Source organism: Streptosporangium nanhuense (assembly GCF_059358815.1).
The window spans coordinates 1-22,402 of the sequence record NZ_JCADBG010000016.1 but is presented as its reverse complement, the minus strand read 5'-3'; the positions used below and the strand labels follow the sequence as shown (position 1 = coordinate 22,402).

At 72.4% G+C, this 22,402-nt stretch carries 16 protein-coding genes; 9 read left to right on the top strand and 7 right to left on the bottom strand.

The annotated features are described in order from the left end of the window. Nucleotides 1-317 precede the first annotated feature (317 nt). A complete protein-coding gene (locus AC5L38_RS27915) occupies nucleotides 318-1,418 on the top strand; it encodes a hypothetical protein (RefSeq protein ID WP_495245793.1) in 1,101 nt (366 codons plus the stop codon). Between the two features lie 99 nt (nucleotides 1,419-1,517). Here AC5L38_RS27915 and AC5L38_RS27910 read toward each other — a convergent pair whose 3' ends face one another. Further along, nucleotides 1,518-2,984, bottom strand: coding sequence for an NCS2 family permease (locus AC5L38_RS27910; RefSeq protein ID WP_495245792.1), 1,467 nt, complete (start codon nucleotides 2,982-2,984; stop codon nucleotides 1,518-1,520). Between the two features lie 131 nt (nucleotides 2,985-3,115). Between AC5L38_RS27910 and AC5L38_RS27905 the strand changes: the two genes are divergently transcribed. Beyond that, nucleotides 3,116-3,376 carry a DUF2530 domain-containing protein gene (locus tag AC5L38_RS27905; protein ID WP_495245791.1) on the top strand — a complete coding sequence of 87 codons (261 nt, stop codon included), beginning with the start codon at nucleotides 3,116-3,118 and terminating at the stop codon, nucleotides 3,374-3,376. A 25-nt stretch (nucleotides 3,377-3,401) separates the two neighbouring features. Here the strand turns inward: AC5L38_RS27905 and AC5L38_RS27900 are convergent, their stop codons facing one another. Beyond that, a complete protein-coding gene (locus tag AC5L38_RS27900) occupies nucleotides 3,402-6,626 on the bottom strand; it encodes a sacsin N-terminal ATP-binding-like domain-containing protein (protein ID WP_495245790.1) in 3,225 nt (1,074 codons plus the stop codon). A 270-nt stretch (nucleotides 6,627-6,896) separates the two neighbouring features. Then, nucleotides 6,897-7,712, bottom strand: a complete 816-nt coding sequence (locus AC5L38_RS27895; RefSeq protein ID WP_495245789.1) for a DUF3027 domain-containing protein — start codon at nucleotides 7,710-7,712, stop codon at nucleotides 6,897-6,899. Between the two features lie 193 nt (nucleotides 7,713-7,905). Here AC5L38_RS27895 and AC5L38_RS27890 point away from each other — a divergent pair, with 193 nt between their 5' ends. Continuing rightward, complete coding sequence (locus AC5L38_RS27890; RefSeq protein ID WP_495245788.1) at nucleotides 7,906-9,588, top strand: MFS transporter; 1,683 nt, start codon at nucleotides 7,906-7,908, stop codon at nucleotides 9,586-9,588. Nucleotides 9,589-9,741: 153 nt separating this feature from the next. Here the strand turns inward: AC5L38_RS27890 and AC5L38_RS27885 are convergent, their stop codons facing one another. Both AC5L38_RS27885 and AC5L38_RS27880 read right to left on the bottom strand, forming a co-directional pair. Continuing rightward, nucleotides 9,742-10,140: a cold-shock protein gene (locus AC5L38_RS27885; RefSeq protein WP_495245787.1), complete on the bottom strand. Its 399-nt coding sequence runs from the start codon at nucleotides 10,138-10,140 to the stop codon at nucleotides 9,742-9,744. 90 nt (nucleotides 10,141-10,230) lie between these two features. Then, nucleotides 10,231-10,860, bottom strand: coding sequence for an HAD family hydrolase (locus tag AC5L38_RS27880; protein ID WP_495245786.1), 630 nt, complete (start codon nucleotides 10,858-10,860; stop codon nucleotides 10,231-10,233). 379 nt (nucleotides 10,861-11,239) lie between these two features. Between AC5L38_RS27880 and AC5L38_RS27875 the strand changes: the two genes are divergently transcribed. Beyond that, a complete protein-coding gene (locus AC5L38_RS27875; protein WP_495245785.1) occupies nucleotides 11,240-11,863 on the top strand; it encodes a TetR/AcrR family transcriptional regulator in 624 nt (207 codons plus the stop codon). A gap of 211 nt (nucleotides 11,864-12,074) precedes the next feature. On the opposite strand, the gene AC5L38_RS27870 is transcribed toward AC5L38_RS27875, so the two are convergent. Beyond that, nucleotides 12,075-12,599, bottom strand: a complete 525-nt coding sequence (locus AC5L38_RS27870) for a hypothetical protein (RefSeq protein WP_495245784.1) — start codon at nucleotides 12,597-12,599, stop codon at nucleotides 12,075-12,077. 1,258 nt (nucleotides 12,600-13,857) lie between these two features. Between AC5L38_RS27870 and AC5L38_RS27865 the strand changes: the two genes are divergently transcribed. The 4 genes from AC5L38_RS27865 (at nucleotide 13,858) to AC5L38_RS27850 (ending at nucleotide 19,406) form a co-directional block, all read left to right on the top strand. Beyond that, nucleotides 13,858-14,079 carry a hypothetical protein gene (locus AC5L38_RS27865; protein ID WP_495245783.1) on the top strand — a complete coding sequence of 74 codons (222 nt, stop codon included), beginning with the start codon at nucleotides 13,858-13,860 and terminating at the stop codon, nucleotides 14,077-14,079. A 177-nt stretch (nucleotides 14,080-14,256) separates the two neighbouring features. Continuing rightward, complete coding sequence (locus AC5L38_RS27860) at nucleotides 14,257-16,668, top strand: helicase-associated domain-containing protein (RefSeq protein ID WP_495245782.1); 2,412 nt, start codon at nucleotides 14,257-14,259, stop codon at nucleotides 16,666-16,668. Between the two features lie 307 nt (nucleotides 16,669-16,975). Beyond that, the gene (locus AC5L38_RS27855) at nucleotides 16,976-17,587 is read left to right on the top strand and encodes a hypothetical protein (RefSeq protein ID WP_495245781.1); all 612 of its coding nucleotides are present in this window, start codon (nucleotides 16,976-16,978) and stop codon (nucleotides 17,585-17,587) included. 172 nt (nucleotides 17,588-17,759) lie between these two features. Next, nucleotides 17,760-19,406: a DNA repair helicase XPB gene (locus tag AC5L38_RS27850; RefSeq protein ID WP_495245780.1), complete on the top strand. Its 1,647-nt coding sequence runs from the start codon at nucleotides 17,760-17,762 to the stop codon at nucleotides 19,404-19,406. Nucleotides 19,407-19,743: 337 nt separating this feature from the next. On the opposite strand, the gene AC5L38_RS27845 is transcribed toward AC5L38_RS27850, so the two are convergent. Continuing rightward, nucleotides 19,744-20,034 carry a hypothetical protein gene (locus tag AC5L38_RS27845; protein WP_495245779.1) on the bottom strand — a complete coding sequence of 97 codons (291 nt, stop codon included), beginning with the start codon at nucleotides 20,032-20,034 and terminating at the stop codon, nucleotides 19,744-19,746. 164 nt (nucleotides 20,035-20,198) lie between these two features. On the opposite strand from AC5L38_RS27845, the gene AC5L38_RS27840 reads away from it, so the two are divergent. Continuing rightward, complete coding sequence (locus tag AC5L38_RS27840; protein ID WP_495245778.1) at nucleotides 20,199-22,220, top strand: HelD family protein; 2,022 nt, start codon at nucleotides 20,199-20,201, stop codon at nucleotides 22,218-22,220. Nucleotides 22,221-22,402: the final 182 nt, after the last annotated feature.

Here is a 22,402-nt window from a genome sequence, read left to right as displayed (position 1 = left end):
GCCGCCCGGCACCGCCGTCATCGCGCCGGTGCTCTCCCTGGACGCCGACCGTGCCTTCACCGTGGGCTTCCCGGTCTGCGCCGGGGTGGGCGTGCTCGCGGTCATCGCCTCGATCCTCGTGCCGGCACGTCCGCGGACGTGACCACACGACGGCGAATCTCCCTGCCGGCGAGCCCTGGCGATACCTGGCGATACCTGGCGCGTCTCTCGTTCACCGGTCGCGATCGACGTGTCCGACGGCAACGTGGAACCAGCGTCAATCTTGATCCGTCTGACACGAGGTGAAGCCTCAGCGTGGCATGAGACGGTTCATCCCGGTGTTGGCACTGCTTGTCGGCGCGGTAACCGCCTGCACGTCACACCAGCCGCCCGAACCGCTTCCCACGGTGCCGGCGCTCGCCCCCGTCGGCGACGTGTGGCCGGAAGCGCTCCTTACCGTGCCCGGCAAGCTCAAGGACGGCCGTACCATACAGCCTGTCGCGATGTTGAGCGCCGACGAGGTTTTCGTGATGGCCGACGGACCTCGTACGGCGTTCCTGAGCCTCGACGTCCGCACGGGACGCCATCGCGTCCTGGCCACGACACCGAAGTGGGCATCCTGCGACGGGTGTTTCGACATCCACGTCTCACCCATGACCATCAACGCCACGCACGTGACCCTGCTGATCAATCGCTACGAACCCGGCTCGCGTCGCGAGGGGAAACCTCGTGCGGAGCTTTGGGCCGTTCCCCGATCAGGCGGTCCGATGAAGATGCTGGCCCGGCTGCCGACCAACGGGTACGGCCATGTCAACGACTTCGAGATCATCGACGATCTCGTGGTCTGGCGGGACTTCGAGGGCATCTGGAGTGCTTCCCTCACCGGAGATGAGATCAGGCAGATCTTTCCCGGCCGCGACCTCGACATCACCTCCTGGCCCTGGGCCTACGACAGACGGCAACGGACCGTTGTCAATCTGGTCACCGGCCAGGAGACGAAGGTGCGACACGGAGACGACGTCGAGTCTCCGGACTGCGGGCCCGTATGGTGCGTGGGACAGGTCACGCTCCCCCGCGAGGTGAGGAAGACCGTCATCCAGCGGGTGGACGGCTCCGGACGCACGACCGTCTCCGGAGATCCTTTGACCCTCGTGCCGACGATTCGAGACAGGTTCGTCTTCCTCTGGCCTCCCACCGTCCCCGGCGACGGCAGGTGGGGTGGCGGTCACCTCGGGTCCTCGGCCCAGTTGTACGACCGGTGCGGCCGGCGGGCCGCATTGCTCGGGCTCCCGGACCGGACCAAGGCTCCCGAGGACTGGAACAAGATCAGTTTGGGGGCGACGGCGCCGGACGGGCCGATCGTGTTCTGGAAGAGCGGCGGCGGGCGCTACACGGTCGTGGATCTCTCCCGCATGACCGATCCCCCCTGCGCGGACTGAGGCCACCCGGGGAACGGTTCGCCCACTGACCTGATCCCCCGTCGGAGGCCGTCACGGCGATCGGTTCCACCATCGCCGCGACGGCCTCCGGCCCGCTGCTCAGAGGTTCAGCAACGCCTTGATCGGGCCGAGCGCGAAGTAGATCACGAACAGTCCCGCGACCGTCCACATCAGCGGGTGGACCTCGCGTCCCTTGCCCTTGACGGCCTTGATCAGCACGAAGGTGACGAAGCCCGCGCCGATACCGGTCGCGATCGAATACGTGAACGGCATCAGCACGATCGTGAGGAACGCCGGGATGGAGATCTCGTAGTCGGTGAAGTCGATCTCGCGGATGGCGGTCATCATCAGGAAGCCGACCACGACCAGGGCGGGGGCGGCGGCCTCGTAGGGGACGACGGCGACGAGCGGCGAGACGAAGATGGCCAGCAGGAACAGCACGCCGGTGACGACGCTGGCGAGGCCGGTGCGGGCGCCCTCGCCGACACCCGCGGCCGACTCGATGTAGGTCGTGTTGGAGGAGACGGAGCCCGCGCCTCCGGCCGCCGCGCCGATCGAGTCGACGAGGAGGATCTCGCGGGTCCTGGGCAGGGTGCCGTCCTCCCTGATCAGCCCGGCCTGCCCGCCGACGCCCACGATCGTGCCCATGGTGTCGAAGAAGTCGGTGATCAGCAGGGTGAAGATGAGCAGCAGGGCCAGGATGACCGAGACGGAGCCGAAGGCGCCGAGCGGGTCGAACTCCCTGAACAGCACCAGCGGGTTGTTGAAGCCGAAGATCTGCTCGGGCAGCTGGGGGACGACGAGCTGCCAGCCCGCGGGGTTCGGCGGCTGACCCGGCGTCACCGAGGCGCCGACCTTGGCGACGGCCTCGACGATGACCGCGAGGACGGTGGTGGCGATGATGCCGATCAGGATGGCGCCCTTGGTCTGGCGCGCCACCAGCAGCACGATCAGCAGCAGGCCGGCGACGAAGACGAAGATCGGCCAGCTGGTCAGCGAGCCCGCGATGCCGAGTTCCAGCGGCGGCCCGGCCGCCACCCGGCGGACGAAGCCCGCGTCCACGAAGCCGATCAGCGCGATGAACAGGCCGATGCCGACGCTGATCGCCGTCTTCAGCTGGGGCGGGATGGCGTTGAACACGGCGGTCCTGAACCCGGTCAGCACCAGGAGCGCGATGATCACGCCCTCCAGGAACACCAGGCCCATCGCCGACTCCCAGGACATCTGCGAGGCGATGCCGTAAGTGACGAAGGCGTTCAGGCCGAGGCCCGCGGCCATCGCGAAGGGGACCTTGCCGATGACCCCCATCAGGATGCTGAGCAGTCCGGCCACGAGGGCGGTGCCGGCCGCGACGAGCGGGATGTTGGGCGTGCTCCCGTCGCCGATGAACTGGCCCTCGGCGTCCTTGACGGTGGCGATGATCAAGGGGTTGAGCACGACGATGTAGGCCATCGTGAAGAACGTGGCGAACCCGCCGCGCACCTCCCTGCCCACGGACGAGCCACGGTCGGAGATGAAGAAGAAACGGTCAATCCTACTTATTTGGTGGGTTTTAACATCATTCACTCACGCAGAGTGACATCGGGATTTCCTCCCTGGAAGACCCGGCGGGTGATGGTGATGCTTTCGAGACGGATTCGCGTCTTGACGTAATCCGTTTTGCGAACAGTGAGACGTCGTCACCTAGTCTGGAGCGCGTGAACCAGCCACGACGTCCGGATCTGCAGCCGTTGAAGACCAACGACACGCTCACGATCCTTGCGGGTACGGGTCTGTGGGCCATCGCCCTGGTCGTGCTCCTGGTCGCCCAGCCGGATCCCGAGTACCGCTGGTGGATCTGGACCTGCGTTTCGGGCATCTGCGGCGGCCTCTTCGGCCTCTGGTTCGTGCGCCGCCGCAACCGCCGCTCGCCGCCCCCGCCCGAGGAGCCGATCGAGCCGACCACCGCGATCCTGTGAGACCCGTGGCCGGCCAGGCGATCGTCTAGGTCGAGGCGGTCCAGCTGTCCAGGTCGGCCTCGGCGAGCAGCAGTGGCACCGCCGCCGGATCGCGCAGCAGCGCCGCCACCGCGAGCCGGTCACCCCACTGGCCGGACGCCCAGGCGAGCCCGCGCGCCAGCCCCTCCACCCCCGAGGCGTGCACCGTACCCTCGAAGAACCGCCAGGCCGCGGGGACACCGTCCACCAGCAGTCTCTCGTGCTCCACGTAGGTCACGGGCGCGGTCGGCAGCAGCGATCGCACGGCGGGCGGCACGTCACGTGTCTCGCCCGAGGACGTCACCTCCCCCGCGGCCTCCTCCCCCGCCAGCGGCAGGTCGAGCAGCTCCGACAGCGCCTCGGCCAGGTCGAACGGGGCCAGGATCAGCGGCCGTCCCGCGACGAGCGGCAGCAGGTCCGGCGCCTCGACCACGACCGGCTCACCCGCGCCCTCCTCCTCGGGATCGGTGCCGGTGGACAGCACGCGGCCGTCCTCCGCGTCGACGGCGACGATCGCGTCACCGAGGACGGCGCGCACGGCGCGCGGGGGCCCGACACGGGCGGGCTCGACACCGGCGAGGGCCACCCACAGGGAGCGGAGCTGTGCGCGGTCGACCTCCACGGCGGGGTCGCCCAGCAGGTCGAGCAGCTCGTCGGGACCGCCGTGGGAGGCGAGCAGGTCGGCCAGCGTGCTCCGTACGCCGATCATCGCCAGCGCGGCCTCGTCGACGACGGCCGGGGCGTCGCCGTACAGGCCGAACAGCAGCGGGTCGCCCGCGGGGAGCCGCAGCTCCGTGGGGCGCCTGCCGGCGAGCACCGGGTGCGTGGAGAGCCACCAGGCGGTGTAGGACGGCACCTCCACGACCTCCCCCGCCACCAGGACCCGCAGCGGGTGCAGCACCGAGCGGAGCGGCGGGCGCGACAGCAGGGCGAGGGCCGCGGGCCAGTCGGCGACGTACTCCAGGTCGCGTACGGCGGAGAACTCCCGGGCGACCGGCGGTACGGCCATCTCGGGCAGCAGGTCGAGGACGATCTCCAGCCACTCGTCCTCGCGGTCCAGGTCGTGGTCGCACTCGTCCGGGTCGATCATGACGTCGGAGTCGTTGACCACGGCGAAGCCGTCGAGCACCCCCGCCGCGGCGAGCACCCGGGGGCCGTACCGCTCCACCAGCTCGGGGGCGGCCGTGCCGAAGTGCGTCTCGCTGTCGAGCAGCCCGGCCAGCGACCCGTCGGCGAGGAGCAGCTCGCCCGCCGGGTACAGCTCGCCGTCGGCGCCGCGCAGCGCCAGCTCGGACAGCCAGGGGGCGTCGCCCGCGGTCAGCCCGGCCGCGTCGACCAGCGCGAGCACCGCCTGGGCCACCGGCTCGGAGTCGGGGCTGTCCAGCGACTCCGAGACCGCGGAGCGGGTCAGCGGGTCCTCCAGGACGGTGCGCGGGGTGGCCTCGCCCGCGCCGAGCCTGAGCAGGAGGGGGTGGGCCGCGTCCGGGTGCACCACGCGCAGCCCGAGCGGGGCGAGGACGGCCGGGTCCAGCGTGGAGCCGTCGGTCAGCAGCAGCGTGCCGCGCGGCCCCCTGACCAGGCGGCCGTCGGCCAGCGGCACCGGCAGCGCGCCGAGGGCCTCGGGGTCGTCGGCGGGCAGCACCTCGTACAGCGACCGCCACCAGGAGGGGTCCCTGTCCTTGACGACGTCGCCGGAGAGCAGGTCCACGATGTCGGAGAGCTGCACCCGGCTGACCCCGAGCGCGGTGATCGCCGGATGCCGGGACGGCCACCCCGCGGGCAGCAGGCCGGGGATCATGGGGGCGACCCGCTCCAGCAGCTCGGCCGGGGCCGCGACCACGGAGGCCTGCCGCCCGGAGACGACCAGCTCCTCGCCGCCGGAGAACCCGCCGGAGAGCGGGGCCGAGGAGGCGCCACCTCCGGCGGCCACCTCGGAGGGGTCGGGGAGCAGGAGCGAGGCACCGGAACCGCCCGCCCTGACCGCCGGGTCGGCGGGCGGGGAGAGCGCGGGGAGCAGCGGGGCGTCGGGAAGCCTGCGCAGGATCGCCCGGCGGATGCGGGCGTCGAGCTCGCCCTTGCCCATCATGCCGGGGACGAGGTCCAGCAGCCGGGGCGTGCGGGGCAGCCCGGCGAGCAGTTCCAGATAGGTGTCGGCGGCCCGCTCGACCAGGAAGTCGGCCAGCGGGCCCGGCGCGACGTGCCGCCGGTCGGTGGCCATCGGGAACGAGGCGATCAGCAGCGCGGGCAGGTCCAGCGGCTCGTCGCTCGGCGTGGGCGCGTGCACCACGGGCGGCACCAGGGCGGGCAGCGGCCGGGGCTCCCCGGCCGGCGCCGCCCCCCGCGAACCGTCCGGCGCCCCTCCCGGGGCACCGCCCGCGAAACCGGCGGACGCGGAACCGGTGACAGCGGACCCGGTGACGGGCACGGCCCAGCGGACCAGCCAGTGCGGCCGGGAGCGCTCCTCCGTGGGGCGGTCGGCGAAGAGCTCGGCCACCTGCTCGGGGGTGAACCTTCCGGAGGCCGAGACGACCTTCCAGCCCTCGGCGGTGACGGTCCGCGTCTCGCCGTCCACGTCGACCTCGATCGACTCCAGGGCGGGCAGGCCGAGCAGCAGGGCGGGGCTGGTCTCCCTCAGCATCGCCCGTACGGCCTCCTCGGCCGCCTCGTCACGGAGCGGCAGCCGCACGAGCGTGTCGAAACCGGCGGGGATCTCGACCGGGCCCGCGGGGAAGGGCAGGCGCAGCAGCGGGACGTGCCCGCCGCGCTCGGCCAGCTCCTTGGCCAGCCCGGGCTCGGCGGCCACCAGGGCGGCGGTCTGGTCGCGGGACCAGCGGACGACCCCGGAACCCAGCGAGCCGATCACCGGCTCGTCGCAGACCGACACCACGGCCGCGAACCCGACGCCGAACCGGCCGGCCGCGTGGGCGTCGGCGCGCTTGGCGGAGACGCGCAGCGTGGACAGGCCCTCGATCCCGGCCCCGTCGAGCGGGGCGCCGGTGTTGGCGGCCGACAGCACGCCCTCCCGCAGCGAGAGGCGGAGCCGCCCGGGCACCCCGGCGCGGAGCGCGGCGTCGGCGGCGTTCTGGGCGAGCTCGACGATCAGCCGGTCACGGTAGCCGCCGAGCGCGAAGTCCTCCTCCGCGTTGGCGTCCTCGCGGAAGCGGGCGGGCGAGGCGGTCCAGGCGGCCAGGACGGCCGAGCGCAGTCGTTCGGTGCCGAAGATGTCAGTCAAGGCGATGCTTCCAAAGGTCGAAGCCCCGCGCGACCGGGCGTCCGGGCCGCAGGAGCCGGGACGCCACGGGAGAGGCGCCCGGCCGCGACGGCCGGGTGTGCCGCCGGGACGGCGGCGGGGCGGGATGGACCCGGTGCCCCGGGTTGGCAACGGCCCGGCGGCGCCAGGCCAGGAGTGACCGAGCGGCGCCAGGCCAGAGGTGACCGAGCGATGCCAGGCCAGGAGTGACCGAGCCGCCGCCAGGCCAGAAGTGACCGAGCCGACGCCGGGTCAGGAGTGACCGAGCGGTTCGGAGGCGGTGTCGTCGACCGATCCGGCCAGATCCGGCTCCGCGGCGTTCTCCGCGGTGTCGTAGGAGAGGTCGTCGAGGATCGGCGAGGTCGGCTCGACCTGGTGCGGCAGCACGGCCGCCTCGGAGTGCGCCCCGCAGCCGTGGTCGGCGGCGACCACCCGGCCGTCGTCGGGGGCGTACTCGTTGGCGCAGACCCCGAAGCCGGTGCGCAGCGCGCCCGCGAGCGGCCAGTAGAAGCCGCAGGTGGAGCACTGGGCGGGCGCGGCGTGCGCGAGCGGGGTGTGCGGCCCCGACTCGCCGGAGTGCCAGCGCCGCACGGCGCGGTCACGGCCGATCGGAGAGAGCACCCGGGCCCGGCCGAGGCCGTACTCGAAGATCATCTGATGGTCGGAGTCGTCGTCGGTCTCGGTGAAACCGGGCGCGAGCCTGTCGTCGTCGTCGGAGGTGGGCAGCAGATCGCCCACGCCGAGGTCGCCGGGCAGCAGCCGCTCGCTCCACGGCACCCACTGCGGCGGCATCAGGGCCCCCGCGCCGGGCAGGAGCACGACCTCGCTGACCGTCACGTTGCGCGCCCGCGAGGCACGGGCGACCGTGACGGCCCAGCGCCAGCCCCGGTAGGCCCGGTCGAGACAGGCGAAGTAATGGGTGACGACGCGGTCGCCCTCGCCCTCGACCCCGAGGTGGTCGCCCACCTCTCCAGGCCTGACGTTCTCCTCGACCGCGGCTCTGGCCAGGTCGACGGCCGCGACGCACGCCTGGTCAAGGACCACGGCGCGGGATCGAGTCCGGCTCACGAGTCGTCTCCCGTCAGCCTCGCAGCACGACGGCTGCTGTCCCTACTGGCTCGCTCGCTCACTGCGCTCACAGTTCATTCTCGCCCATGACCGGAGCGAACGGCACCGTGGACATCCCAGTGGACATCCCATCATCCACCGAGTGACCTAGCGCACCGGACAACTCACCCGCCCTTCGGGTATGACTGGATACGTGGCAGCTGGGTGGGAACGGGCGCGGAAGACGATGGGAGAGGCCTCCCGGCGGGTCGGCGGGGCCGCCGTGGCCGCGGGCCGGGCCGCCGTGCGCGCGGGCCGGGGCACGAGCCGGGTGACGGCACGGGCGGGCAGGGCGACGGCACGGGCGGGCCGGGGCGCGGTGAGTGGCACCCAGCGGGCGGGCCGGGGCGCTGTCAGCGGCACCCAGCGGGCGGGCCGGGCCGCGCGGCGGCTGACCCACGCGCAGGGCGCGGGCCGCACCGGGCTGGGCCAGCTGATCGAGCTGACAGCCGCGCACAGCGCCGGTGACGCCCTGGTCACCGCGGCCCTGGCCGGGACCCTCTTCAAGCTCCCGGTGAACGAGGCACGCGGCCAGGTCGCCCTCTACCTGCTGATCACGATGATCCCGTTCGTGGTGGTCGCGCCGTTCGTCGGCCCGGTCCTCGACCGGTTCCGCTCCGGGCGGCGTTTCGTGATGGCCGGGACCCTCTTCGGCCGCGGGCTGCTCTGCTTCGCGATGGCGGCGGCGATCGTCCCCGGCGACGTGTTCACGATCTTCCCGGCGGCGCTGGCCGTGCTGGTGCTGTCGAAGGCCTACAACGTCTCCCGCGCGGCGATCATGCCGAGCGTGCTGCCCGCCGACATCGCGCTGGTCACGGCGAACGCGCGGGTCGCGCTGTTCGCGCTGGTCACGGCGGGCGTCGCGGTGCCGATCGGCGCGGGCGCCAGCGCCTGGCTGGGCGCCGAGTGGGTGCTGCGCGGGGCGACGGTGCTCTTCCTGCTCCAGGGCGTGCTGGCCGTACGGCTCCCGCGCCACATCGACTCCCCCGACCTGGAGGAGCTGGACGACGAGGGCGAGGAGCGGCCGCCCCGCTGGCGCACGATGCTGAACGTGGGCCCGGTGGTGGCCGAGGCGATGCACGCCAACGTGGCCATCCGCCTCTACTCCGGGTTCCTGCTCTTCTACCTGCTCTTCCTCGTCCAGGACAAGAATCTGCCCGGCCTGCCGCCGGTGGTCGCCATCGGCGTGCTGGCGGTGGCCGCCGGGGTCGGCGGGCTCGCGGGAACGGCCGTGGCCTCGTGGGTGCGCAACCACTCCCCGCAGGTCATCGTGCTGGGCACGCTCGCCATGACGACCGCGATCACGATCCTGGCGGCCGTGGTCTTCCAGCTGTGGAGCGCGGTGGCGGTCGCGCTGGTGGCCGCGTTCGCCCAGGGCCTGGGCAAGCTCGCGCTGGACGCGATCGTGCAGCGGGAGATCGGCGAGGAGGTGCGCTCGTCCACCTTCGGGGTGGTGGAGGCCTTCCTGCAGATCGCCTGGGTGGTGGGCGGCCTGGTCGGGCTCTGGCTCTCGCTGTTCGCGGGCGGGTCCGCCGGGCTGGCCGTGATGGCCGCGGTGCTGGCGGGCTCGCTCGGCTGGCTGCTGGTACGCCGCCGCAGGCGGGTCCGGGAGGTGGACGCCAGGGTCGAGGCGGCCAGGGGCCCGCGTCCCTCCCCGTCCGGGCCGCACCCCGCGACGAACGGGGAGCGGCCCTCGCGGGACGCGACGCCGGAGGAGCCGTCGGAGCCCGAGGGGTGGGTCAGGCCCCGGCCCGCCGGGACGACCACCGCGGTCGTGCACCACGGAGACCCCCCGACGGAGAAGCGGACCAGACCTCTCACCAACCCCCACGGCTGAGCCCGCGACCGGGCTCGGCCGCAGGGGTCTCCACGCGTTCGAGGAGCGCCCGAACCCGCGCGGCCGAGCCACGGAGCCGGAACGGCCGGGCCGGGAGCCTGCGCGGAAGATCGGGTCGAGCGGCGGACAGGGTCGGGCGGGCGGCCGGCGGGGTCAGTCGTCCAGGTCGTCGGCGACGGCCCGGAGCACGGCGGCGATCTTCTTCGCGTGCACGGCCTCGGGCTGCTTGCCCCGCTGGTACGACGTGGAGACCGTGTCGAGCAGCTTGATCAGATCCTCCACGATGACGACCATCTCGTCGGGCTTCTTGCGCTTGCCCTTGGGCTTGGCGGTCTTGGCGAGGGTGGGGGGCTGGTCGATCACTCGGACCGAGAGCGCCTGCTGGCCGCGGCGCCCCTCGGCCACGCCGAATTCGACCTTCTGGCCCGGCTTGAGGGAATCCACGCCGGAGGGTAGCGCGGAAGAATGCACGAAGACCTCACCGCCGTCGTCGCGGGTGAGGAAGCCGAATCCCTTGTCGGCGTCGTACCACTTGACCTTGCCACTCGGCACAGGGGTGACCTCGTTCAGACTGTCGTGAAAAGGAATGGATGTAGGTTATGCCCACCGGGCGTCGAGGGCGACCGTGTATTGGGACCCGAATTACACGAGAGCGGCGGGGGTTCGCCAGCCGTCAAACCATTCGACGAACTCAGTCAGATCGCCCAGGATCACATCGGCTCCGTGATCACGCAGTTCTCCCGCCGGATAGACACCCGTCGCCACCGCCACGCTCACGACTCCCCCCGCTCGCGCCGCGTCGATGTCAGCGACATGATCTCCAACATATGCGGCGGCGCCGAAAGCCGCGAGGGCCGGACCCTTGGCCGCCCCGAAAACCGACCCGGCGACCTCGTCCACCTCAAGCCCGAGGAACTCGACCGTGCTCGCCGCGTCGCGGGCGTTCTTCCCCGTCACGACGGCGACCCTGCCCCCCGCCCGCCGTACGGCCTCGACGGCCTCGCGCGCGCCGGGCATGAGGGTGGTGACCGGGATGGCGATCGACGGGTACAGCTCCCGATAGACGTCGGCGGCCGCAGGCACCTCCACGGCGGGCATCCAGTTGGCCAGCTCCCACTCCAGCGGCGGCCCCAGCCTCGCCACCACGGCGACGCTGTCGATGTGGACGCCGGTGCGCAGCGCGACCTCGTCGTAAACGGCGGCGATGCCCGCGCGGGTGTCGGCGAGCGTCAGATCGAGATCGAATCCCACGGAGTTCATCGGGTCACTCACCACTCCTTGTCCGCTTCGCGAAGAGGATTCTCCGAGAAGCCCTCAAAGAATGCCAAATCACCCTAAACATGGCTAATCCTAAGTGTTGTAGATGAGACACCTCACTGTGGAAGCCTTCGCGAAAGGATTTCCTTATCCGGAAGACGAGCGGACGACCTGACTTCATGAGCCTGACCTCGTGGGCCGGCCTCCGTGGGGCTGTCACCGGGGCGATCTTCGCGGGCCGCTTCTCGTTGAGACCGTGTCCACTCGACGTCCGCCCGACGTCCGCCCGATCCGCTCGCCATGAACGGGGGTCGGCGCGGCGCGTGCGGTGCGGTGTGGTGCGGCCCGGCCCGGGCGGCACTGGATAAGGTCACGGAGGAGGTATCGGCAGAGAATGACCAGATCGACGCGCGAGCGGATCATCGACGAGGCGCTACGCCTGTTCGCCGAGCGGGGCTACGCCGCGACCTCGGTGGCCGAGATCGAGGCCGCCTCCGGGCTGTCTCCTGGCGCCGGCGGCCTCTACCGGCACTTCAAGTCCAAGTACGAGGTGCTGGCCGCGGCGATGAACGAGCACGCCGCCAGGACCCGGGCACAGATCACCGAGACCCTGACCGAGCTCAGCGTCGTCGACACCTCGACCGGCGTCGAGGAGCGGCTGACCCACCTGTGCGGGCTGGGGCTGGCGAAGGTCTGTGAGGAGAGGGAGTTGACGCGCGTCTTCTTCCGCGACCTCGGCCAGTTCCCCGAGCTGGTCGCGACCGTGCGCGAGGGTCTGCTGCAGCCCATGTTCGACGCGATCACCATGTGGTTCCGCGCCCAGCCCGAATACGCCGGGGCCTCCGCCGACTGGTCCGCCATCGGTGCCGTGCTCGGCGGGGCGGTGATCAACTACCAGCTGTTCGAGGAGACCGTGGGCGAGCCCCCCGGCCGCGTGGATCGCGACCGCTTCGTCGCCTCCTGGGTGCGCCTCGCCCTCGGCCTGCTGCCCCGGCCGACGGTCCAGGCCCTCGGCTGACGGACCCGGCGGCCGGCGAGCCACCGGGAGGGCCACCTGCGCGAAACCCCGCCGGACGACGGCCGACCCGCACCGCCCGGACGCTCCGGGTCTCGACCACCCGAGGCGTCGAACGGCGTGGAGACTCCCCACCCGTCCGGCGAGGACGGGGAGGACGGGGAGCCACGTCCTCGCCAAAGATCGGGAAGGCCCCACCGATGCCCTTCGAGTGTCACCCGGGCCTGCGGACTCCCCTTCCCACCGGGACCGGGGGGTTGAGCAGGCGGTAGGCCAGCCAGAAGACGGCCCACGCCGTACCGAGCATGAACATGAGCCCGCTGATGGTGAAGAACTCGTCGATCACCGCGCCGAGGTCGTTCCTCGCCCTCACGAGGGCGACCAGCCCGCCGCCGAGGGAGTAGCTCACGATCGGGGCGGCCAGCCCGAGCGCCTTGTCGGAGGTGTGCCAGTTCTCGCAGAGGATCACGACGAGCACCGCGACGGCCCAGACCAGCACCGGGATCCTGAAGATCGCGATCGGGGCGAGCGGGAAGGGGATCAGCAGGCCTGCCAGGGAGAGCAGGCCCAGGCCGATCATCTCGCGCCGGTGGCTCAGCAGGATCGTGCGAGCGTCCTCGGTGCCGGGGACGACGTCCTCCCTCGACCGGGCCGGGCGTCGCCGGCGCAGCCAGTCGGGCCGGGCCCGAGTCTTCCTCCTGGCCAGCCGCTCCTCGGCCTCCCGCATCCCCCTGGCCACGCCGGGCGGAAGCCCCGGACGGTCCTGCGCGCCTCCCGGCCTCCCGCGCGGCGCCTCCGGAGGCGCCTCCTCACGCTTCTCCCGCGGTTTCCCCGCCTCCTCGGCTTCTCGCGCCTCACGGGGCCGCTCCGCTGCCTCCCGCGGCGCCACCGGCGGCGGGAGAGGGTCCTGTACGGGTGGGATCTCCTCGGTCGGCGGATCGCTCTCCACCGCGTCCTCCCACTCGTCCGCGGCGTCCGTCTCGCTCCTCGGACGGCTACCGGCCGGAACGTCGGGCTCGTCCTCTTCCGGGGCGGCCGGCGACAGGCGCGAGCGGGCCGGGAAGATCCGCTCCGCCCACCTGGACGCGCGCGAGGCCTCGGGAGCGTCCGGCTCCGGGCGCTCCGACCCGGGACGGTCCGGTTCCGGCTCCGATCCGGGACGGTCCGGCGCGAGATGGCCGCGCGCGGGTTCACCAGCATCCGGACGAGCGCCCGTCGAGGCGTACGGATGCCCCCGGACAGGGCGGCGGGAAGGCGGGAGGCCGGGATCTCCCGGCGTCGCCTCGCGGGCGGCCGACGGGGCACGTCCGGCCGTCTCCGCCCCACCCGATGGTGACGAGGGCGAGGAAGAAGGCCCCGCCGTGTCGGGCGCGGCCAGGGCTCGCGGCCCCTCCTGCGCGTGGCCGGGGCCGTCCGGGCCGGGGACCGCGTCCCGCGGCGTGGAACCGGGAATCTCGGGACCGGACCCCGTGAAAGTGGAATCGGGACCCTCCGGACCGGACCCCGCTGAAGGGGAATCGGGGTCCTCGGGGACAGATCCCGTGGAAATGGCGTCTCGGTCCTCGGGGACGAGCCTCTTGGAGGCGGGATCGCGGTCCTCGGGGGCGGAACCCCCCTGAGCGCGGTCACTGTCCTCCGGAGCGGGGCCTTCCGAGGTGGGGGCGGAGAGCGGCACGGCGACCGGCGGATGGTCGGCGAACGCGACGGTGGGGTCCGCGGCGCGGCCGGAGGAGCGGTCGGCGCGGCCGTGGGCCCCGGCGGCGTCCTCCCGGGGCCTGGGAACCGTACCGGAGTCCTCACGCGAGCGCCGGGAGCTCCGGGCGCCCCCGACATCCCTGACATCCCTGACATCCCCGACGTCCCCGGCAGCCCCGGTCCCCCGAGAGCCCTGAGCCCCCCAAAGACCCCGAAGCCCCTGAAGACCCCGAAGGCCCCGAGAACTTCCGGACTCCTGGGACTCCTCCTCGGAAACCCGTGGCTCCGGACGTCCCGGTGGATTGTCCGGGGACGGGGAGGGCGCCTCCCTCCCCAGGCGGCGCAACTCGCGGCGGACCAGCGCGGCCGGGTCGCCGAACCGGGCCAGGACCCTCGCCACGGCGACAGGGTCGTCCGCCCCGGCCCGCTCGGCGTCGATCCGCCTGCGCAACACCGCGACGAAGTCGATCCGCTGCCTCGGCGGCAGCACGCCGTGGGCCGCGTCGGCCGCCTTGCTGACGTAGTCCAGGACGAGCTGGTCCGCACGCTCGATCACACTGGCCATCCTCTCTCGACATCGTCTCGCTCGTGAGCTTCTTCCCCCATTCGCCGTCCATCACGTGATCGATCGGCCCTCTTCGCGCGATCCCGGAATTCCCCCAGGCCGCGCGATGTCGGTCAAGCCTCCTACCATTGGCGGAATGAGCACGGAGTTCACCGAGTGGCTGCGCGGCCGGAGCGACGACCGGTTGCGGGCTCTCGTCTCCGTGCGCCCCGAGCTCATCACCCCCGTGCCCGCCCACCTGGAAGGGCTCGCCGGGCGGGCGAGCAGCCCGTCGGCGGTGGGCAGGGCACTCGACCGGCTCGACCGGTTCGCGCTCGCGGTCGTGGAGACGCTGGCCGTGCTGCCCGGCCCGGTCCCCTACCGGTCACTGCGCGTCCAGATGGCCCGAGCCCTTCCGGGAACGGCGGATCCGGAGTTCCAGAGCGCCCTGAAGGAGACGGTCGAGCGGCTGCGCACCATGGCCCTGGTCTACGGGTCCGACCGCGCCCTGGCCCCGGCGCCCGGGGTGCGGGAGGTGCTCGACGCTCCCGCGGGGCTCGGCCCGCCCGCCGTGGAGGCGTTCAGGCACCACTCCGCCGAGCGGCTGGCCGAGCTGGTCCAGGACGTCACGGGCGAGGGCGGCGACGCCGGGGAGGCCACCAAGGAGACGCTCGCCGCGCTGCTCGGCGACGGGGAAATCGTCGGACGGCTGGTCGAGGAGGTCTCGCCGCAGGCGCGGTCCGCGCTGAACGAGCTGGCCTGGGGCCCGTCCAGCGGCCGGGTGCCCAACGCCCGCCGTGAGGTGCGGGCCGCCACCGCGCAGTCGCCGATCGAGCAGCTCCTCTCCCGGGCCCTTCTCGCCGCCGTCGGCGAGGAGACCGTGGTGCTGCCCCGCGAGGTCGCCCTCTTCCTGCGTGGCGGGCGCGTTCACCGTGACCTGTCCCCCTTCCCGCCCCCCACCGAGGGCACCGAGCGCGACCGGAGGCTCGCCGACCGCACGGCCGCCGGGCAGGCGTTCATGTTCACCCGCGCGGTGGAGGAGTTGTGCGAGCGCTGGAGCGTCGAGCCGCCCGGCGTGCTCCGCAGCGGCGGCCTGGCCGTGCGCGACCTCAAGCGGACCGCGGGTCTGCTCGACGTGCCCGAATGGGTGACGGGGCTGATCATCGAGGTGTCGTACGCGGCGGGGCTGATCGCGGCCAGCGGCACCGTCGACGGCGACTGGTTGCCCACCCCCGTCTACGACGGCTGGCGGGTGAAGTCCACCGAGGACCGCTGGGTGCTGCTGGCCACGGCCTGGCTCACCATGGACCGGGTGCCCGGGGTCATCGGCGAGCGCGACGAGCGCGACCGGCTGCTCAACGCCCTGCATCCCGACCTGCGCCGCCCGGCCGCCGCCGAGGTCCGCGCCACGACCCTGGGCATGCTCGCCTCGACGCCGGGGGTGGCGCCGACCCCCGACGCGGTACGCGAGCGCCTGGCCTGGGAGCAGCCCCGCCGCCGCGGAGGCCACCGCGACCAGCTGGTGGAGTTCACGTTGCGCGAGGCCGAGCAGATCGGCGTCACCGGCCTCGGGGCGCTCGCGGCCCACGGTCGCGCCCTGCTCCCCGACCCCGGCGGCTCCGCCACACCGGCCGGTGCGAGTGGCGGCCGTCCGGTGTCCGCCGCCCACCTGCTGCTCCCGCTGCTGCCCGAGCCCCTCGACCACGTGCTCCTCCAGGCCGACCTGACCGCGGTCGCCCCCGGCCCGCTCACCGGCGACCTGAGGCGGTGGCTGGCGATGGCCGCGGAGGTGGAGTCGACCGGCGGCGCGACGGTCTACCGCTTCGACGAGCGGTCGATCCGGCGGGCGCTGGATGCCGGGCAGGGCGCCGACGAGCTGCTGGCCATGCTGGAGCGCCACTCGACCACGCCCGTGCCGCAGCCGCTCAGCTACCTGGTCACCGACGTGGCCAGGCGCCACGGCCGGATGCGCGTCGGCACGGCGAGCGCGTACGTGCGGTGCGACGACCCCTCCCTGCTCGACGAGGTGATGGCCGACAAGCGGGCGATCCCGCTGCGGCTGCGGCGGCTCGCCCCCACGGTGATCGCCTCCAAGTCCTCCCGTCCGGCGCTGGTCGACTCGCTGCGCGCGATGGGTTACGCCCCGGCGGCGGAGTCGCTCGACGGTGACGTGATCATCACCCAGCTCGACGTCCGCCGGACCGAGGGCACCTCGGCGGGTCGTTCCCCGGTCACGTTCAGCGGCCACGAGGCCGACGTGGTGGCGGCCGCCGTGCGCGCCGTGCGCGCGGGCGACGCCGCGCACCAGGCTCGCCGCGCCCCGGTGGCCGCCCCCGGCGGCCAGGTGCCGCGTTCCCCCGCCACGGCCACGATCACCGCCCTGCGCGAGGCCATCCGGCAGGGATCGCAGGTCTGGATCGGCTACCTCGACTCACAGGGCAACGCCACCAGCCGGATCCTCGAACCCGCCCGGATGGAGGGCGGCTATCTCACCGCCTACGACGAGACGCGGGCGGCGGTGCACCGCTTCGCCCTGCACCGCATCACCGGCATAGCAGACATCGTGTGAGATGCCCCTTACCGGTTCCGCATGGGACCGGGAAGCCCGCCCGGCCCCGGTGTGCCGGGCGGGAGCACGAGGTAGTCTCGATTCCGGAACGGGCCCGCCGCGAGCCCGCCGGCGGTCCGGCGGCGGCCCGCCGTCCGCAGCGTCGTTCACCGGGACGCTCGCCGAGGCGCGAGGGTCCTCCCCCTGGTCTCCTCCGGGCGCCGACCACCCGGATGTGACCGAGTCCGTTCACCCCTGGCGCACGTCTCACGACCCATACCGTGATAACAGTTGACGTTCTGAGCTCCACAGAAGCGAGAGATCCCCAGTGAGCAGCGGTCACTCCGAAGGCCCCAGCACCAACCCGGACGACTGGAAGAGCCCCTACACCACGGGGCCCGGCCAGACCCCGGGTCACGACCGGCAGCCGTACGGCTACGAGCAGCCCCAGCAGGGTCACCGGCCCGACTACGCCCAGCCCGACTACGGTCAGCCCGACTACAGCCAGCCCCAGGGCCACGGCCAGACCCAGAGTTACGGTCAGCCCCAGAGCTACGGCCAGACGCAGGGCTACGGCCAGACCCCCGGCTATGCCGACCAGCCCTACGGGCAGGGGTACGGTCAGGGCTACGGCGAGCAGCCCTACGGCCAGGGTTACGGGGCGCCGCCGTCCCGCGACGTCGAGGGCGTCAGGACGCACGCGATCGTCGCCCTGGTCATCAGCCTCGTGCTCGCGCTGAGCTGCTTCGTCAGCCTCGGCGGGCTCATCGGCACCGTCCTGTCGGGCCTCGCGCTGAGCAGGGTCGACACCGACCCGCGCGGCGCGCGGAACCTGCTCAGGTGGACCTGGATCAGCGTCACCGCCAACGTCGTGCTGCTCGTCCTGGGCGTGACCTTCTTCATCGTCGCCGGCCTCAACGGCGCCTTCGGCCCCAGCTGAACCCTCCGCGCGAAGGACCGGCCACACAACGGACGGGCCGGACGGGACTGCACCGGCGCTCCCGTCTGTTGCATACAGGGAGCGCGGGGCGACCCCACGGGCGTCCACGGGTGCGACCATGAGCTGATCCGCCGTACCCTGCGGTGACCAGCGGTGACCAAGGGAGAAGTCTGTGACTGACGGACCATTGATCGTCCAATCGGACAAAACCCTGCTTCTTGAGGTCGATCACGAGAGAGCCGGGGAGTGCCGCAAGGCGATCGCCCCGTTCGCGGAGCTGGAGCGCGCTCCCGAGCACGTGCACACCTACCGGATCACCCCCCTGGCGCTGTGGAACGCGCGGGCCGCCGGGCACGACGCCGAGCAGGTGATCGACGCACTGATCGCCCACAGCCGCTACCCCGTGCCGCACGCGCTGCTGGTCGACGTCGCCGAGACGATGTCGCGCTACGGCAGGCTCCGCCTGGAGAAGCACCCCGTCCACGGGCTCGTCCTGACCAGCACCGACAGGGCCGTGCTGGAGGAGGTGCTGCGCGCCAAGAAGATCCAGCCGCTGCTGGGCGAGCGCCTGGGCGACGACGGCGTGGCGGTGCACCCGAGCGAGCGCGGCAACATCAAGCAGCACCTGCTCAAGCTGGGCTGGCCCGCCGAGGACCTGGCCGGATACGTCGACGGCGAGCACCACCCGATCACGCTCACCGAGGACGGCTGGGAGCTGCGCGGCTACCAGCGTGATGCCGCCGAGGCGTTCTGGCACGGCGGCTCCGGCGTGGTCGTGCTCCCCTGCGGGGCGGGCAAGACGATCGTGGGCGCGGCGGCGATGGCGCACGCCAAGGCGACGACGCTGATCCTGGTGACCAACACGGTCTCCGCGCACCAGTGGAAGCAGGAGCTGATCAAGCGGACCTCGCTGACCGAGGACGAGATCGGCGAGTACACCGGCACGAAGAAGGAGATCCGGCCCGTCACCATCGCCACGTACCAGGTGATGACGACCCGCAGGCAGGGCGTCTACCGGCACCTGGAGCTGTTCGACGCGCGCGACTGGGGCCTGGTCGTCTACGACGAGGTGCACCTGCTGCCCGCGCCGATCTTCCGGATGACCGCCGACCTGCAGGCCAGGCGGCGGGTGGGCCTGACCGCGACGCTCGTGCGCGAGGACGGCAGGGAGGGCGACGTGTTCTCCCTGATCGGCCCCAAGCGGTACGACGCGCCGTGGAAGGAGATGGAGAACCAGGGCTGGATCGCCCCCGCCGACTGTGTCGAGGTGCGGGTGACGCTGACCGACGAGGAGCGGCTGGCCTACGCGATGGCCGAGTCCGAGGAGCGCTACCGCTTCTGCGCGACCACGCCGTCCAAGACGCGGGTGACCGAGGCGCTGGTCCGCCGTCACCTGGACGAGCAGGTGCTGGTCATCGGGCAGTACATCGACCAGCTCGACGAGCTCGGCGAGCACCTGAACGCCCCGGTGATCAAGGGGGAGACGAAGGTCAAGGAGCGGGAGCGGCTCTTCCAGGCGTTCCGCGACAAGGAGATCCAGGTCCTGGTCGTCTCCAAGGTCGCCAACTTCTCCATCGACCTGCCGGAGGCGGCGGTGGCCATCCAGGTGTCGGGCACCTTCGGGTCCCGGCAGGAGGAGGCGCAGCGGCTGGGCCGGGTGCTGCGGCCGAAGGCCGACGGGGGCGGGGCCCGGTTCTACTCGGTGGTCAGCCGTGACACGGTGGACCAGGACTTCGCCGCGCATCGGCAGCGGTTCCTGGCCGAGCAGGGGTACGCGTATCAGATCATCGACGCGGACGACGTGCTCGCCGGAGATTGACCCCACCTGGCGAACACGTCGTCATTTTGTGTCAGGTCCACGAAATCCCGCGGGCTTTCGACAAACAAACCACCCCCTCGCTAGGCCTGGCGGCCAATGGCGACATACCCCCATGATCTGAGGGAGTCACCATGTTTGCCTCGCTTTTTCGCTATTTCAGCGGAGAATTACGGAGAGTGGCAGAGCGACTACCGAACGCCCGGAGTGACTGCTGGACGAGCGAAGCGACCGCCCCGCAATCAAGGCGACAACCGCGCAATTCGATCAAATATTGAGCAATCGGAGTGGCCGCCGAACAATCAAGGTGATCACCGGACAATCGAAGACCGACAAATGATCAGGGTGACCGCCGGACAATCAGGCCGCCCGCGAAGAGAATTCCCTCCGCGATCACCCAGGCGGCCACCGCGGCGATCATCAGGGCCGTGAAACGGCTCCTGACGCCGCCCGGCCCCCGCGCCAGCAGGGCGGCCGCCGTACAGCAGGCCGCGACCGCCGCGAACAGGGACGACAGCCTGACCACCCCGCCCAGCCTGTCGACGCAGCCGGGGTCGGAGCAGAAGGCCTCGACCCCCCAGCCCGCGAACACCGAGAGTCCCCAGAGCGCGGCCAGCAGAAGGCTGGCCACGATCGGTATGACAGGGGAGATCCGCACGACCGTTGGGATACCCACGACCGCCGCCCCCCAGTCCGGCGTTAATCCTTTTGAGACGCGAGAGGGTCGCCGCTAAGCTGGTCGATTCGCTGCCCGATGACCACCACCTCCGTTTATCGAATGGGAGGCGCTTCAGCGTGCCCGCACATCAATTGGCCCCCGACATAACCGACGACCCCGCCCTCATCCTCGCCGCCGAGCGCGAGCATCTGGCCGTCTCCAGGGCGGCGCTCCGGGCGATGCGCGAGCACGCCCGCTCCCTCTCCTCCGACGCCGCCGGGGACTGGGTCTCCCAGCAGATCCTGCAGGCGCTGCTGGACCAGCGCGTCGAGGCGCTCGCCGACCACTCCGGCACGCCCCTGTTCTTCGGCCGCCTCGACCGCCAGGAGGGAGACGACCTCCCCGGCACGGTCCACGTCGGGCGCAGGCACGTCCACGACGACAGCAGCCGTCCCCTGGTCATCGACTGGCGGGCCCCGGTCTCGCGGGCCTTCTACCAGGCCAGCCCGTCCGACCCGATGCGCGTCGCCCTGCGCCGCAGGTTCGGCTACCAGGGCGGCGACCTGACCGCCTACGAGGACGAGCGGCTCGACCAGGGCGGCGCCGCCCTCACCCAGAGCAGGATCCTCACCGAGGAGATCGAGCGCCCGCGCTCGGGGCCGATGCGCGACATCGTCGCGACGATCCAGCCCGACCAGGACGAGATCGTCCGCTCCGACCTGGGACGGACGGTGTGCGTCCAGGGCGCCCCCGGCACCGGGAAGACCGCCGTCGGCCTGCACCGGGCGGCCTACCTGCTCTTCACCCACCGCGAGCGGCTCGCCCGCTCGGGCGTGATGATCGTCGGCCCGAACCGGGCCTTCCTCTCCTACATCTCATCCGTGCTCCCCGCCCTGGGCGAGGTCAAGGTCGACCAGACCACGGCCGCCGGGATCCTCGGCGACCACTCCACCCCCGAGGACCCCGCCGTCAGCACGATCAAGGGCGACGCGAGGATCGTCCCCGTGCTCGGGCGCGCCCTGTGGGCGCACGTCGTCAAGCCCACCGAGGGCGTGCTGTTCACCAAGGGGATCAACCGCTACCGGGTGGCCGACCACGAGGTCCGCGAGATCGTCGCCGCGCTGCGCGGCACCACCCGCTACGGCCCCGGTCGCGCCACGCTCGCCCAGCGCCTCGCCCACCTGGTGCTCGTCCGGATGGAGCAGCGCGGCGAGTCGCCCGACGACCGGGTGCAGGACGCGGTGGCCAGGTCCAAGCCGGTCAGGCAGCTCGTGGACCAGGTCTGGCCCAAGCTGACCCCGCAGCAGGTGCTCCACCGGCTGTTCAGCGACCCCGCCTTCCTCGCCGCCGCCGCGAAGGACGACCTCACGGCCGAGGAGCAGGCGCTGCTGCTGTGGGCGAAGCCCGCCAAGTCCTTCCGCTCGGCCAAGTGGTCGGCGGCCGACGGCGCGCTGATGGACGAGCTGGCCGACATGATCGAGCGGACCGTCCCGCTGGGCCACCTGGTCGTGGACGAGGCCCAGGACCTTTCGGCCATGCAGCTGCGGGCCCTGGGGCGGCGCTGCCGCACCGGCTCGGCCACCGTGCTGGGCGACCTCGCGCAGGGCACCACGCCCTGGTCGGCCCGCTCCTGGGCGGAGGTCCTCACCCACCTCGGCTTCGAGGACGGCGCGGTCACCGAGCTCACCCTCGGCTTCCGGGTGCCGCGCGAGGTCCTCGACTACGCGGCCAGGCTGCTGCCCTCCGTCGCCCCCGACCTGGCCGCGCCCCGGTCGCTGCGGCCCGGCGCGGGCTCCCTGACGGTGCGCCCGGTGCCCGACCTGGCCGCCTCGCTGGCCCGGGCCGCCGAGGAGGCGCTCGCCCGCGAGGGGTCGATCGGCGTCATCGTCCCCGACGCCTCGGTGGGCGCCGCGTCCGAGGCCCTGGCCCACCTGGAGCACCGGGTGCTGAGCCCCGACACGGTCGAGGACCACCGCCTCCTGGTCATCCCGGCGTCCCTGGCCAAGGGTCTGGAGTACGACCACGTCATCGTGGCCGAGCCCGCCGACATCGTCGACGCCGAACCTCGCGGCCTGGCCCGCCTCTACGTGGTGCTGACCCGCGCGGTCACCTCCCTGACCGTCCTGCACTCCCGGCCGCTGCCCGCGCAGCTCGGCTAGCGAACCACGGCGGCGGACGGCGGAAGGGAACAAAAAGAGGCGGCCCCTGCACTACGGGGTCGCCTCTTTTTCGAAAGCGCGTGGACTCAGAAGTCCATGTCGCCGCCGCCGGGCATGGCGGGGGCGGCTCCGGCCTTCTCGGGCTTCTCGGCGATGACGGCCTCGGTGGTGAGGAACAGCGC

Bases quoted from the DNA above. Each gene is read 5' to 3' on its own strand.
- AC5L38_RS27875 (WP_495245785.1), top strand. From the start codon at position 11,240: ATGACCAGATCGACGCGCGAGCGGATCATCGACGAGGCGCTACGCCTG.
- AC5L38_RS27860 (WP_495245782.1), top strand. From the start codon at position 14,257: ATGAGCACGGAGTTCACCGAGTGGCTGCGCGGCCGGAGCGACGACCGG.